This is a genomic window from Kitasatospora sp. NPDC097605 (genome assembly GCF_040302725.1).
Lineage (GTDB): Bacteria > Actinomycetota > Actinomycetes > Streptomycetales > Streptomycetaceae > Kitasatospora.
The window spans coordinates 24,337-38,820 of the sequence record NZ_JBEOSF010000061.1; the positions used below are offsets into that span (position 1 = coordinate 24,337).

Genomic DNA, 14,484 nt, shown 5'->3' on the forward strand with positions numbered 1-14,484 from the left:
CTAGTCATCCACTCTTCAACCGAAATGTCAAAGCTTGATGGCATGCTGGCTTGTATGGTACATTCTCAAAATTTTCGATAGCGACCTGAAGGGCCTTTGGGTTTGCCACCAAAGGGCATCGCGGGGCTGCGACGGGTCTTGTCGTGCACGCTGAATGCTACTGATGGGTAGTGGGTGGCAGTATTGAACGAGGGTGGCCTCATGCATGCGGCTCGCGACCGGCTCTGCCGTCGGATGTGCCGTCTGGCTGATTGCGGTAGCCCAAAGCATTGAGGTAGAAGCGTGCAACTGGCATGTGGCCAAGCGCAGGAAGGGCGTGCTAGATGGGGCGGTATGTGGCGGTCAGTTGCGGGCGCCTGCAGGGCGGTGGCCAGGGAACAGGCAGGCCGGGAGCGGCGCAGGTCAGCGAGGGTGTCCCATGCCAAGCCTTGCAAAGTAGGTGTGTGCCTGGGTCGTCCGGGGCCGGCCTGCGATGGCCAGTAGCACTCGCCAGCGGCCGCTCCACGGCCGGTTGTCAGAGGCTGAACGATCCCATCCCGAGGTAGCGTCAGTTCCTGCGCAACAAGAAGACAGGAGTGGGAGGAGTGCCGCTCCGAGGTCACCCCGTTCGAGCTGCGGAAGAATCTTCAGGTTCTCTTACGGTCTGTCAAGCGGGCCGCGCCGAAGGGGTGGTGTCCCCCAGGCATGGTAATCCGTTAGGCCAATGCGGTTACTCTGCAGCGGTGCGAGGCGTTGCGGGGTGATGAAGAGGCGTATGCAGAAGATCCGTTTTGCGGATCACCCTGGAGTGTCATGCGTACTCGAATCACCACCCTGGCCCTGTCCGGACTGACCTCAGCCGCCCTTGTGTGCGGTGCCGCCTCCGCCGCCTACGCCTCGCCCTCCGCCGACGACCTCCGTGCAGCCGTCGGCTCGGCGGAGGCCCAGGGTGAATGGGTCGACGGGCTTCTCCGGACGGCCGCGGAGGACGGCGGCGGCGCCACCCGGGCCTGGGCCTTCGGCGACCGCGGCGCCCTGCTGTCCGAGCCGGCGGTCCGCCAGACCACCAGCCGGCCGGGCGCCGTCGTGGAGACGTTCCTGCCCGAGGGGGCCGGCCTGGCGGGTGTGGCCATGCCCTTCGGCCAGGCACCGGCCGGGGCCGTCGAGCAGGGGGCCGAGCAGGGCGCGGCGGTCCAGGCGGCCGACGAGCTGGTGCGGCCCGCCGCCGAGCCGTCGACGTCCGGGGCCCTCGACAAGGGCGAGGCGGCGGCGCCCGGCGGCAAGCACTGCCACGAGCACGTTCCGGCCTGCCCCTGCCACCACGGCGACCACGGGGGCAACGGCGGGAACGGCGGTGGCGGCGGTAATGGCGGGAACGGCGGCAACGGCGGGAACGGCGGGAACGGCGGCCAGCAGAGCCAGACCGAGAACCAGGCCCAGGCGCAGGAGCAGGCACAGGCCCAGGCGCAGGAGCAGGAGCAGGCCCAGGGGCAGTCCCAGACCGGCGAGCAGGCCCAGGAGCAGCACGTCAATGTGACGGTCATCGTGCAGAACCACATCCACAACGACAACAACCTCAACAACAGCGCCACCAGCACCTCGAACAACTCGGCGCAGAACACGGCGTCGAACTCCGTCCAGAACACCGCGCACAACAGCCAGTCGGCCTCGCAGAGCAACAACAACTCCAACGTGAACAAGGCCAAGTCCGGCGCGGGCGCGCACGGGTCGTACAAGCCGGGCCACTCCGGGCACCAGGGCCACGGCGGCTACGAGGGGCACGAGGGCCACGAGGGCCACCAGGGTTACGAGAGCCACAAGGGCCACAAGGGCGGCCACGACGAGGAGTACGGCGACCACCACGCTGAGCTGGCCGAGACCGGGAGCGCGGCGTCGCCGGCCTTGCTCGGCCTCTCGGCGGCGCTCGTCGCGGCGGGCGCCGCGGCCGTCCGGATCGGCCGGGGCCGACGCTCCGCGTGACCGGGCCCGGCCCACGGGGTGCCGGGTGACCGACGGGCGGTGCGCGGAACGGCGCACCGCCCGTCGGCGTGTTCCCCGGCCCGGTCCGGTCCGGCACGCCCCGTGGGCCGAGGGCGCGTAACCTGCTGAGCGGACGGACGGAGAGGCCGATGGCGGTGGAGGAACAGCGGGCCGGCAGCCGGGTCAGCCGGCCGGAGATCAGGCTGGTGCGGCGCGGGTTCACCGATCCGGCGCGGGCGCTGCGGCTGCTCGCCGAACCGGCCCTGGACGGTCTCGCCACGGACCCGCTGCTGCTCGACGCGCTCGCCGCCACCGCCGACCCCGACCTCGCGCTGCTCGGCCTGTCCCGGCTGCTGGAGGCCGCCGGCCCGGCCGACCGGCAGACCCTGCGGGACACCCTGACCACGTCCAAGCCGCTGCGCGACCGGCTGCTCGGCGTGCTCGGCGCCTCCACCGCGCTCGCCGACCACCTGGCCAGGCACCCGCACGACTGGCACGTGCTGGTCACCTTCGAGCTGCGCGACATGCATCCCGGTCCGGAGGACTTCCGCCGCGCGCTCGCCGAGGCCCTCGCCGCCGACACCGCCGGCCGCCCGGCCGACGCGCTGCGCGTCGCCTACCGCCGCTGCCTGCTGGCCATCGCCGCCCGCGACCTCACCGGCACCACCGACCTCGCCCAGACCGCCGCCGAACTCGCCGACCTGGCCGGCGCCACCCTGCAGACCGCCCTCGACCTGGCCGCCGCCGAGGACCCGGACGCCGCCGCGGCCTGCCGGCTGGCCGTCATCGGCATGGGCAAGTGCGGCGGGCGCGAACTCAACTACGTCTCCGACGTCGACGTCATCTACGTGGCCGAGCCGCGCGAGGGCGTCGACGAGCAGGAGGCGGTCCAGGCCGCCACCCGGCTGGCCGCCGCGCTCACCCGGCTGTGCGCCGACACCACCGGTGAGGGCACCATCTGGCCGGTCGACGCCAATCTGCGCCCCGAGGGCCGCAACGGCCCGCTGGTCCGCACCCTGGCCAGCCACCTGGCGTACTACCAGCGCTGGGCCAAGACCTGGGAGTTCCAGGCGCTGCTCAAGGCCCGCCCGGTGGCCGGCGACCAGGAGCTCGGCGAGGCGTACACCGCCGCGCTGGCGCCGATGGTCTGGCAGGCCGCCGCCCGGGAGAACTTCGTCGCCGATGTGCAGCAGATGCGCCGCCGGGTGATCGACTCGATCCCGGTCACCGAGCTGGACCGCCAGCTCAAGCTCGGCCCCGGCGGGCTGCGCGACGTCGAGTTCTCCGTCCAACTGCTCCAGCTGGTGCACGGGCGCACCGACGAGGCGCTGCGCAGCGGCAACACCCTGGAGGCGCTGGCAGCGCTCTCCCGGGGCGGGTACGTGGGCCGCGCCGACGCCGCCTCGCTGGACACCGCCTACCGGTTCCTGCGCTCGCTGGAGCACCGGATCCAGCTGCACCGGCTGCGCCGCACCCATCTGATGCCCACCGGCGAGGAGGACCTGCGCCGGCTCGCCCGCTCGCTCGCCCCGCTGATCAACGACGACACCCGGGCCGACCCGGTCGCCGCGCTCCAGCGGGAGTGGAAGCGGCACGCGGTCGAGGTGCGCCGGCTGCACGAGAAGCTGTTCTACCGGCCGCTGCTGGACGCCGTCGCCGAACTGCCGCCCGGCGCGGCCGGCCTGCGCCCCGAGGCGGCCCGGGCCCGGCTGGAGGCGCTCGGCTACGCCGACCCGGCCGCCGCGCTGCGCCACCTGAGCGCGCTCGCCTCCGGGGTCAGCCGCAAGGCGGCCATCCAGCGCACCCTGCTGCCGGTGCTGCTCGGCTGGTTCGCCGACTCCGCCGATCCGGACGCCGGGCTGCTCAACTTCCGCCAGGTCTCCGACGCGCTCGGCCGCACCCCCTGGTACCTGCGGCTGCTGCGCGACGAGAGCGCCGCCGCGGAGCAGCTCGCGCGGGTGCTGTCGGCCGGGAGGCTCGCCCCCGACCTGCTGCTGCGCGCGCCCGAGGCGGTCGCCCTGCTCGGCGACCCGCGGGGCCTGGTGCCGCGCGGGCGGGCCGCGGTGGAGCGGGAGGGGCTGGCCGCCGCCGGCCGGGCCGACTCGACCGCCGCCGCGGTGGCCGCCGTCCGGGCGGTGCGCCGCCGCGAGCTGTTCCGCACCGCCGCCGCCGATGTGCTCGGCCGGTTCGGTGAGGACCCGGCGCAGGCGCTGGACACCGCCGCCGAGGCGCTCACCGCGCTGAACGCCGCCACCCTGCAGGGCGCGCTGCGGGCCTGCGTGGCCGGCTGGGAGGCCCGCAACGGCGCACTGCCGACCCGGATCGCGGTGATCGCGATGGGCCGGTTCGGCGGGCACGAGCTGGGCTACGGCTCGGACGCGGACGTGCTCTTCGTCCACGAGCCGCTGCTCGGTTCGCTGGAGGAGGACGCCGCCCGAGCCGCCCAGGCGGTCTGCCTGGAACTGCGCGCCCTGCTGGCCGCGCCGTCCACCGAGCCGCCGCTGGAGGTGGACGCCGACCTGCGGCCGGAGGGCCGCAACGGCCCGCTGGTGCGCTCGCTCGCCTCGTACGCGGCGTACTACCGGCGCTGGTCGCACGCCTGGGAGAGCCAGGCGTTGCTGCGGGCCGAGCCGGTGGCGGGCGACCCGGAGCTGGGGGAGCGGTTCCGGCAGCTGATCGACCCGCTGCGCTACCCGGGCACCGGGGTGCCGGAGCGGGACCTGCTGGAGATCCGCCGGATCAAGGCCCGGATCGAGGCGGAGCGGCTGCCGCGCGGCGCCGACCCGACCACCCACACCAAGATCGGCCGGGGCGGGCTGGCGGACGTCGAGTGGACCGTCCAGCTGCTCCAGCTCCAGCACGGGCACGGGCTGCCGGGGCTGCGCACCACCCGGACCAGGGCGGCGCTGGCGGCGGCGGCCGGGGCCGGGCTGGTCGGCGCCGAGGACGCGGAGGTGCTGGACGCGGCCTGGGTGCTGGCCTCCCGGGTGCGCTCGGCGGTGATGCTGGTGCGCGGCCGGCCGGGCGACTCCTTCCCGGCGGACGCCCGGGAGCTGGCGGGGGTGGCCCGCTACCTGGGGTACGGGGCCGGGCACAGCGGCGAACTGGTGGACGACTACCGGCGCACCACCCGGCGGGCCCGGTCGGTGGTGGAACGGCTCTTCTACGGGTGACGGCCGGCGGAAGGGGGAACGACAAAGGGCCCCCGGTACTCCGGGGGCCCTCCGAGGTCCGTTCCGGCGCTAGCGTCGCACGGTGGTCACCGCGGGTTCGCTCCACTGCTCGGGGACGGTGACCGGCTCGGCCGGCTTCTCCTCCCGGGCGGGCACCTGCGGGAGGCGGTAGACCCAGGAGTGGTAGAGCCAGCGCGCGGCGAGGAAGCCCACCAGCAGGCAGAGCAGGCCGCCGACGGCGTCCATCCAGAAGTGGTTGGCGGTCGCGACGATCACCACCAGGGTGGCGACCGGGTAGAGCAGGCCGAGTACCCGGACCCAGGTCCGGCGGGCCAGGAAGAAGATGGTCAGACCGCACCACGTCGACCAGCCGATGTGCATCGAGGGCATCGCGGCGAACTGGTTGGAGACATGGGTGGCCGGGCCGGAGGCCATCGAGCCCCAGGTGCCGTGGGTCTTCACGGTGTCGATGAAGCCGCCGTCGGTCATCAGCCGGGGCGGGGCCAGCGGGAAGAAGTAGAAGCCGACCAGCGCGATCGCGGTGGTGACGAACAGCACCGTGCGCACCGCGCCGTAGCGACCCGGGTGCCAGCGGTAGAGCCAGACCAGCACGCCGATGGTCACCACGAAGTGCAGCGTCGCGTAGTAGTAGTTCATACCGGTGATCAGCCAGCCGACGCTGTCCACCGCGTGGTTGACCGAACGCTCGACGGCGATGCCGAGGGAGTGTTCGAGGTCCCAGATCCAGCCGGCGTGCTTCTGCGCCACCGACTCCTGCTCGGGAACGGCGTTGCGCACCAGTGAGTAGACCCAGTAGCTGATGCCGATCAGTGCCAGCTCGAACCAGATCCGCGGCCGGGCCGGCGAACGGCGCTGCTCACGGGCGCGCTCGCGCAGGGCCGCGGTACGGGTCTGGGCGGCGCGGGTGGCTCCGTCGGGCATGCGGCCGCCGTTCTGCTGGATCTCGGTCGGTTCCCCCATGGACGAGAAGTCTGCCAGACGTCCCGTAGCCGTCCGCTCATCCTCCGGAAGTGGATTCTTCACCGGCTGTCCCCCTTGAGAGGTAGGGGGTGGCTCCCACCGGGAGAGGGGGTGCGATCGGGTCTGGTGCGGACCGGTGGGACGGGCATACGACCCATTGTCATGCCGGGAGGGCCGGGTGGCGCAATCGGGGGTGGGGCAGCAGGAGGGGGACGCGTTCTTCCTGCCCGAAACGCTTTCTGCATCTTGCTGAAACATATTGCAGGCCGCTAGCGTCTCGGCAACCCGACCACCCTCACCCCCGCAAGGGAGCCATCCGTGGCCGAACTCCCGCCCCGCCGCAGGCGGAGCACCCCTCGCAGACCCGGCCGGACGGCGGTGCTGCTCGCCGCCTCGCTGACCGCCGCCACCCTCGGCACCGCCGGTCCGGCCGCGCTCGCCGCCGCCCCGCCCGGCCCGCCCTCGGACGCCGCGCTCGCCGCCACCGCCGGGCGGCACGACCTCACCCGCGAGCAGTTCTACTTCGTCCTGCCGGACCGCTTCGCCAACGGCGACCGGGGCAACGACACCGGAGGCATCACCGGTACCCGCCTGGACCACGGCCTCGACCCGGCCGACAAGGGCTTCTACCACGGCGGCGACCTGGCCGGGCTGATCCAGCGGCTCGACTACATCCAGGACCTCGGCACCACCGCGATCTGGATGGCGCCGATCTTCGCCAACAAGCCGGTCCAGGGCACCGGTGACAACGCCAGCGCCGGCTACCACGGCTACTGGATCACCGACTTCACCCGGGTCGACCCGCACTTCGGCACCAATGAGCAGCTGAAGGAGCTGATCGCCAAGGCCCACGCGCGCGGCATCAAGGTCTTCTTCGACGTCATCACCAACCACACCGCCGATGTCATCGACTACCGGCAGCAGCAGTACGGCTACCGCAGCACCGGCGCCTACCCGGTGCTGGACGCCGACGGCAGTCCGGTCGACGAGACCGCGCTCGCCGACAGCGGCGCCGCCTGGCCGAAGCTCACCAAGGACTCCTTCCCCTACAGCCCGGTCTTCCGCAAGCCGGCCGACGCCACCGCCAAGACCCCGGCCTGGCTCAACGACCCCGCGCTCTACCACAACCGGGGCGACTCCACCTTCGCCGGCGAGTCCGCCACCGAGGGCGACTTCTCCGGCCTCGACGACCTCGACACCCAGAACCCCAAGGTGGTCAAGGGCTTCGAGAAGGTGTACCAGCAGTGGGTCAAGGACGCCGGCGTGGACGGCTTCCGGATCGACACCGTCAAGCACGTCAACCTGGCCTTCTGGCAGCAGTGGGCGCCCGCGCTCAAGGACTTCGCCGCCAAGCAGGGCAACAAGAGGTTCTTCATGTTCGGCGAGGTCTACTCCGGCGACCCGGCGGTCACCGCCCCCTACGTCACCAAGGGCCGGCTGCAGGCCACCCTGGACTTCCCGTTCCAGAACGCCGCCCGCTCCTACGCCTCCCGGAGCGGCTCGGCACGCGCCCTCGCCGACCTCTACGGCCAGGACTACCGCTACACCACCGCCGACACCGACGCCTACGAGCTGCCCACCTTCCTCGGCAACCACGACATGGGCCGGTTCGGCTCCTTCCTGCTCGCCGACAACCCGGGCGCCGACGAGGCCACCCTGCTGAAGAAGGACCGGCTCGGCAACGAGCTGATGTTCCTCACCCGCGGCCAGCCCGTCGTCTACTACGGCGACGAGCAGGGCTTCACCGGCGCCGGCGGCGACAAGGACGCCCGGCAGGACCTCTTCGCCTCGCAGACCCCCTCCTACAACACCGACCGGGTGCTCGGCGGCGCCCCCGGCTCCGCCGACCGCTACGGCGAGGGCGGCGAGCCGTACCGGGACATCGCGGCCCTGGCCAAGCTGCGCCGCGACCACCCGGCGCTCGCCGACGGCGCCCAGATCGAGCGGTACGCCGCCGACGGCCCGGGCGTCTACGCCTTCTCCCGGATCGACGCGGCCCAGCAGGTCGAGTACCTGGTCGCGGTCAACAACGCCACCGAGGCGAAGACCGTCACCCTGGACACCTTCTCGGCCGGCCAGGGCTTCGAGCGGATCTACCCGGCCGCGGGGGAGCGGACCACCAGCGGCGCCGACCGCAAGGTCACCGTCACCGTGCCGGCGCTCTCCTCCGTGGTGCTCAAGGCCGCCGGGAAGCCCGCCCCCGCCACGGCCGCGCCCACGATCACCCTCAAGGCTCCCGCCGAGGGCTCCACCGGCACCGTCACCGTCGGCGCGGACGTCCCCGGCGGCGGCTTCGGCCGGGTCACCTTCGCCGCCCAGGTCGGCGACCGGCCCTGGCAGGTGCTCGGCACCTCCGACACCGGACGCCACGCCGTCACCCAGGACCTCGCCGGCGTCGCCCCCGGCACGCCCGTGCGCTACAAGGCCGTGGTCCAGGACGCCGGCGGCCGGCTGGCCTCCGTCACCGGCGGCTTCACCACCGGCACCCCCGCGCCCCAGCCGGTGCCCACCGCCACCACCCGCCCGTACGCGGTCGTCCACTACCAGCGCAAGGACGGCGACTACGACGGCTGGAACCTCTACGCCTGGGGCGACCTCGCCGACGGCGAGAGCACCCCGTGGCCGGCCGGGCACCCCTTCACCGGCCGGGACGCCTACGGCGCCTTCGCCTATGTGAAGCTCAAGCCGGGCGCCTCGGACGTCGGCTTCGTCGTCGAGAAGAACGGGGTCAAGGACGTCGAGGCGACCGGCACCTGGACGTCGGCTCCACCGGCGAGGTCTGGGTCGCCGAGGGCGACCCGGCCGTGCGCACCACCAACCCCGGCCCGGTGAACACCCAGCCCGCCGGCACCGCCGTGCTCCACTACAACCGGGCCGACGGGGACTACGACGGCTGGGGCCTGCACACCTGGACCGGCGCCGCCGCCCCCACCGACTGGGGCAACCCGCTGCAGCCGGTGCGCCGCGACGCCTTCGGCGCCGTCTTCGAGGTGCCGCTCGCCGCCGGCGCGACCGGCCTCAGCTACATCCTGCACAAGGGCAACGACAAGGATCTCCCCGACGACCAGTCCCTCGACCTGGCCGCCGACGGCCGCGAGGTCTGGATCCTCGGCGGCCGCGCCGGCTACCTGCTGCCGCAGACCGCCGGCGCCTCCTCCCAGCTGGACCCCGGCACGGCCAAGGCCCAGTGGATCGACGCGCGGACCGTCGTCGTCCCGCCCGGGTACGGCGCCGGGGACGCCGCCCTGGCCTCCGGCACCAGCGCCCAGCTGGTCCACGACCCGGCCGGCGGCATCCGCGCGGAGAACGGCGCGCTCGGCAAGTCCGGCCGGTGGATCCGGCTGGACCCGGTGCCGGGCGGGCTGACCGACGCCCAGAAGGCCGCCCACCCGCACCTGGCCGGCTACCGCGCCTTCACCGTCGACCCGCGCGACACCGCCCGGGTGCCCGCCGCGCTGCGCGGCCAGCTGCTCTTCACCGAGCACCTGCCCAGCGGCGCCGTGCTGGCCGCCACCGGCGTGCAGCTGCCCGGCGTGCTCGACGACCTGTACGCCCGCCGCACCGGCCGGGTCGACTTCGGCCCCGCGTACTACCGCGGCAAGGTCGCGCTCTCGCTCTGGGCGCCGACCGCCCAGGAGGTCTCCGTCCAGGTCTTCGACACCGCCACCGGCGGCACCCCGAAGACCCTGCCGCTCAAGCTCGACGACGAGACCGGCGTCTGGGAGGTGGTCCGCGACAAGGCGGAACTGGACGGCAAGTACTACCTGTACCAGGTCAAGGTCTGGGCGCCGGCCGTCCAGCGGGTGGTGGTCAACACCGTCACCGACCCCTACTCCGTCGCGCTCTCCACCGACTCGCGGCGCAGCCTGGTCGCCGACCTCGCCGCGAAGGAGCTGAAGCCGCAGGGCTGGGAGGAGCACGCCGCGCCGCCGGCCGTGCCGCTCGGCCGGGAGCAGATCCAGGAGCTGCACGTCCGTGACTTCTCGGTCGCCGACGACACCGTCCCGGCCCCGGAGCGCGGCACATACCTGGCGTTCACCGAGTCCGGGTCGGCCGGCATGAAGCACCTGCGCGAGCTCGCCGCAGCCGGCGTCACCACCGTGCACCTGCTGCCGACCTTCGACATCGCCACCGTCCGGGAGAACCGGGCCGAGCAGAAGCTGCCCGCCTGCGACCTCGCGGCGCTGGCGGCCGACAGTGAGCGGCAGCAGGAGTGCGTGGCGGCCGTCGCCGCCGAGGACGCCTACAACTGGGGCTACGACCCGCTGCACTACACGGTGCCGGAGGGCTCGTACGCCACCGACCCCGAAGGGACCGCGCGCACCGTGCAGTTCCGGCGGATGGTGCAGGCGCTGCACGCGGCGGGCCTGCGGGTGGTGCTCGACGTCGTCTACAACCACACCGCCGCGAGCGGCCAGGACGCGCACTCCGTGCTGGACAGGGTGGTGCCCGGCTACTACCAGCGGCTGGACGCCGACGGCAGGGTGACCACCGACAGCTGCTGCGCCGACACCGCGCCCGAGCACGCCATGATGAACCGCCTGGTGGTCGACTCGGTCACCACCTGGGCCCGCGAGTACAAGGTGGACGGCTTCCGCTTCGACCTGATGGGCCTGGACCCGAAGTCCACCATGCTGGACGTGCAGGCCGCGCTGCGCCGGATGACCCCGGACTCGGACGGCGTGGACGGGAAGAACGTCCTGCTCTACGGCGAGGGCTGGAACTTCGGCGTGGTCGCGAACAACGCCCGGTTCGAACAGGCCACCCAGCTGAACATGGCGGGCACCGGCATCGCCACCTTCGACGACCGGCTCCGGGACGCCGCCCGCGGCGGTAACTTCCAGCTCTCCTCGGCGCCCCGGCAGGGCTTCGCCTCGGGCCTGTTCACCGACCCCAACGGCTCGCCCGCCAACGGGACGCCGGAGGAGCAGCGGGCCCGGCTGCTGCGGCAGATGGACCAGCTCAAGGTGGGGCTGACCGGCAACCTGGCCGGCTACTCCTTCACCGACAGCTCCGGACGGACCGTCACCGGCAAGGACGTCGACTACAACGGCGCCCCGACCGGCTACGCGGCCCGGCCCGGCGAGGCCGTCGCGTACGTGGACGCGCACGACAACGCCGACCTGTTCGACGCGCTCGCGTACAAGCTGCCGGCCGGCACCGCGCCCGCCGACCGGGCCCGGGCGCAGGCGCTGGCGCTGTCGCTGACCGCGCTCTCCCAGGGCGCGGGCTTCGCCCAGGCCGGCAGCGACCTGCTGCGCTCCAAGTCGCTGGACGCCAACTCCTACGACTCCGGTGACTGGTTCAACGCCATCCACTGGGACCCGGCGCGGGGCAACGGCTGGGGCCGCGGCCTGCCGCCGGCGGCGGACAACCGGGAGATGTGGCCCGCCGCCAAGGGCCTGCTGGCCGATCCGCGGCTGACCGTCGGCGCGGCCGACATCCGGGCGGCGAGCGCGCAGTACCAGGACCTGCTGCGGATCAAGCGCTCCTCGCCGCTGTTCGCGCTGCCCACCCTGGCGGCCGTCCAGCAGCGGCTCTCCTACCCGCTGTCCGGCACGCCCGGGGAGCTGCCCGGGGTGATCACCCTGCACCTCGACGGCACCGGGCTGCCGGGTGCGGAGAAGGGCGTCACCGTGGTCTTCAACGCCGCGCCGACCGCGGCGAGCCAGACCGTGGCAGCGCTCGCCGGGACCGCCCAGGCACTGCACCCGGTGCAGGCGCGGGGCGCCGATCCGGTGGTGAAGCAGGCCGGCTTCGACGCCGCCACCGGCACCTTCACCGTGCCGGGCCGCACCGTGGCGGTGTTCGTCCAGGGCTGACGGAGCATCGCCCGCCAGGGCCCCGTACCTCCTCCGGTGGTGCGGGGCCCTGACCGTTTCAAGCCGCTTCCGGTTCCATTCAATGTATGGAGTTGTCCGAAAACCGCCCATGGCACGGCCGGAAAGGTGACGTGCCGCGCCCGTCCGGCGCTGTCCCCCGCCGACCGGGCCCGGTGCGGCCCCTGAGCGCTGGTCAGTGCCCGCCGGGGGTGGCCAAACTTTTTCGGCGGAAATGAAAACGATCTTCGGAAGTTCTTACCGCCGTAACACTGCCGCCCCCCTGACGGATGTACGAGTCGGTAGCTAATCGGCCAATCCATGGCATGCATCTGTCATTAACGGCTCGTTTGCTGCCACGATTCCTGCGGCTGCAGACGAGGGGACCCCACCCCCCGATGCGGCTGTCCCAGGTGAGGAACAGCGCGTCCCCTGCCGGAAAACGCTCGACCACCTTGCTCCGCAACCGCACCCGCGCCGCGTATCGGCGGCGGGGGCCCCCACTGAGTCGCAACCCCGCGGCCAGGTTCTCTCCACCTCCGCGAACCCCGCGGTGGTCGGAAAAGGAGTCCGCATGTCCCGTTACGCCCACGCCCGGAAGGCCGCGGTTGTCATGGCCGCAACCACCGCGCTGCTGGTGACCGGCATCCCGGTCATCGCGCAGGCGGCCACCCCTGACGCACCGGCGGCCGTCGCCGCGCAGCAGGCGAGCCGGGCCGAGCTGATCGCCTCCGCGAACCAGCAGACCGCCGGCATCGCCCAGACCCTGGGCCTGACCGGTGACGAGAAGCTGGTCACCAAGGACGTCGTCCAGGACGCCAACGGCGCCCGCCACCTGCGCTACGAGCGCACCTACGCCGGCCTGCCGGTGCTCGGCGGCGACCTGATCGTCCACCAGGACGCCACCGGCGCCACCACGGGCGTGACCAAGGCCAGCGAGGCCGTGCTGAGCGGCGTCAACACCACGCCGAAGCTCGCCGCGCCGAAGGCCCAGGAGGCCGCGCTGGCTTCCGAGGCCGGCTCCGCGCTCGACACCGCCCCGCGGCTGGTCGTCTGGGCCGCCGACGGCACCCCGAAGCTCGCCTGGGAGACGGTCGTCTCCGGCAAGCAGGAGAACGGCACCCCGAGCCGCCTCAAGGTCGTCACCGACGCCGCCACCGGCGCCGTGCTGAGCAAGGTCGAGGGCATCAAGACCGGCACCGGCAACGGCGTCTTCGTCGGCACCGTGCCGCTGACCACCACCCAGAGCGGGTCCTCGTACCAGCTCAAGGACGGCAGCCGCGGCGGCCAGTACACCACCGACATGGGCAACCGGACCACCGGCAACGGCACGCTGTTCTCCAAGTCCACCGACTCCTGGGGCAACGGCTCGGCCAGCAACCGCGAGTCCGCCGCCGTCGACGCCCAGTACGGCGCCGCCGCCACCTGGGACTTCTACAAGAACACCTTCGGCCGCAGCGGCATCCGCAACGACGGCGTCGGCGCCTTCAGCCGGGTCCACTACGACACCGGCTATGTCAACGCGTTCTGGGACGACGGCTGCTTCTGCATGACCTACGGTGACGGTGACGGCGACACCCACCCGCTGACCGAGCTCGACGTGGCCGGCCACGAGATGAGCCACGGCGTCACCTCCGCCACCGCCAACCTCAACTACTCCGGCGAGTCCGGCGGCCTCAACGAGGCCACCTCGGACATCTTCGGCAACGCGGTCGAGTTCTACGCCAACCTGCCGAAGGACAACCCGGACTACCTGGTCGGCGAGCTCATCGACATCAACGGCAACGGCACGCCGCTGCGCTACATGGACAAGCCCTCCAAGGACGGCCGCTCCGCCGACTCCTGGTACTCGGGCGTCGGCAACCTGGACGTGCACTACTCGTCCGGTGTCGCCAACCACTTCTTCTACCTGCTGGCCGAGGGCAGCGGCGCCAAGGTGATCAACGGCGTCAGCTACAACAGCCCGACCGCCAACAACGTCACCGTCACCGGCATCGGCCGGGACAAGGCGCTGCAGATCTGGTACAAGGCGCTGACCACGTACATGACCTCCACCACCAACTACGCCGCGGCGCGCACCGCGACGGAGAACGCCGCCAAGGACCTCTACGGCGCGGGCAGCCCCGAGGTGATCGCGGTCGGCACCGCCTGGGCGGGCGTCAACGTCGGCACCGTGCCCCCGAACCCGGGCGGCGTCACCGTCACCAACCCGGGCAACCAGAGCACCAAGGCCGGCACCGCGGTCAACCTGGCCATCAAGGCGACCGGCGGCACCGGCGCGCTGACCTACACGGCCACCGGCCTGCCGGCCGGGCTGTCGATCAACGCCTCCACCGGCGTGATCACCGGCACCCCGACCACCATCGGCAACTCCAGCGTCACCGTGACGGCCAAGGACACCGCGGGCAAGACCGGGACCACCAGCTTCACCTGGGCGGTCACCGACCCCAACACCAGCTGCACCCCGGCGCAGCTGCTCGGCAACGCGGGCTTCGAGACGGGCACGGCCGCGCCGTGGACCGCCTCCAGCGGTGTCATCGACAACTCGTCCT

At 72.7% G+C, this 14,484-nt stretch carries 4 protein-coding genes and 2 pseudogenes; 5 read left to right on the plus strand and 1 reads right to left on the minus strand.

All coding sequences use genetic code 11. The annotated features are described in order from the left end of the window. Window positions 1–551: 551 nt before the first annotated feature. The 3 genes and pseudogenes from ABTX81_RS39770 to ABTX81_RS38160 form a co-directional block, all read left to right on the plus strand. Window positions 552–636, plus strand: a pseudogene (locus ABTX81_RS39770) (glutamine synthetase); the annotation flags it as partial. Between the two features lie 156 nt (window positions 637–792). After that, on the plus strand, window positions 793–1,959 hold the full coding sequence (locus ABTX81_RS38155; RefSeq protein WP_350555285.1) for a hypothetical protein: 1,167 nt from the start codon (window positions 793–795) through the stop codon (window positions 1,957–1,959). 149 nt (window positions 1,960–2,108) lie between these two features. Beyond that, window positions 2,109–5,132: a bifunctional [glutamine synthetase] adenylyltransferase/[glutamine synthetase]-adenylyl-L-tyrosine phosphorylase gene (locus ABTX81_RS38160; protein ID WP_350555287.1), complete on the plus strand. Its 3,024-nt coding sequence runs from the start codon at window positions 2,109–2,111 to the stop codon at window positions 5,130–5,132. A gap of 69 nt (window positions 5,133–5,201) precedes the next feature. Here the strand turns inward: ABTX81_RS38160 and ABTX81_RS38165 are convergent, their stop codons facing one another. Beyond that, a complete protein-coding gene (locus tag ABTX81_RS38165) occupies window positions 5,202–6,113 on the minus strand; it encodes a phosphatase PAP2 family protein (RefSeq protein WP_350555289.1) in 912 nt (303 codons plus the stop codon). Between the two features lie 318 nt (window positions 6,114–6,431). Between ABTX81_RS38165 and pulA the strand changes: the two are divergent. Next, window positions 6,432–11,935 (plus strand): annotated as a pseudogene (gene pulA, locus ABTX81_RS38170) (pullulanase-type alpha-1,6-glucosidase). Between the two features lie 571 nt (window positions 11,936–12,506). Beyond that, window positions 12,507–14,484: M4 family metallopeptidase (locus tag ABTX81_RS38175; protein WP_350555291.1), on the plus strand; the 1,978-nt coding region annotated here is incomplete at its 3' end.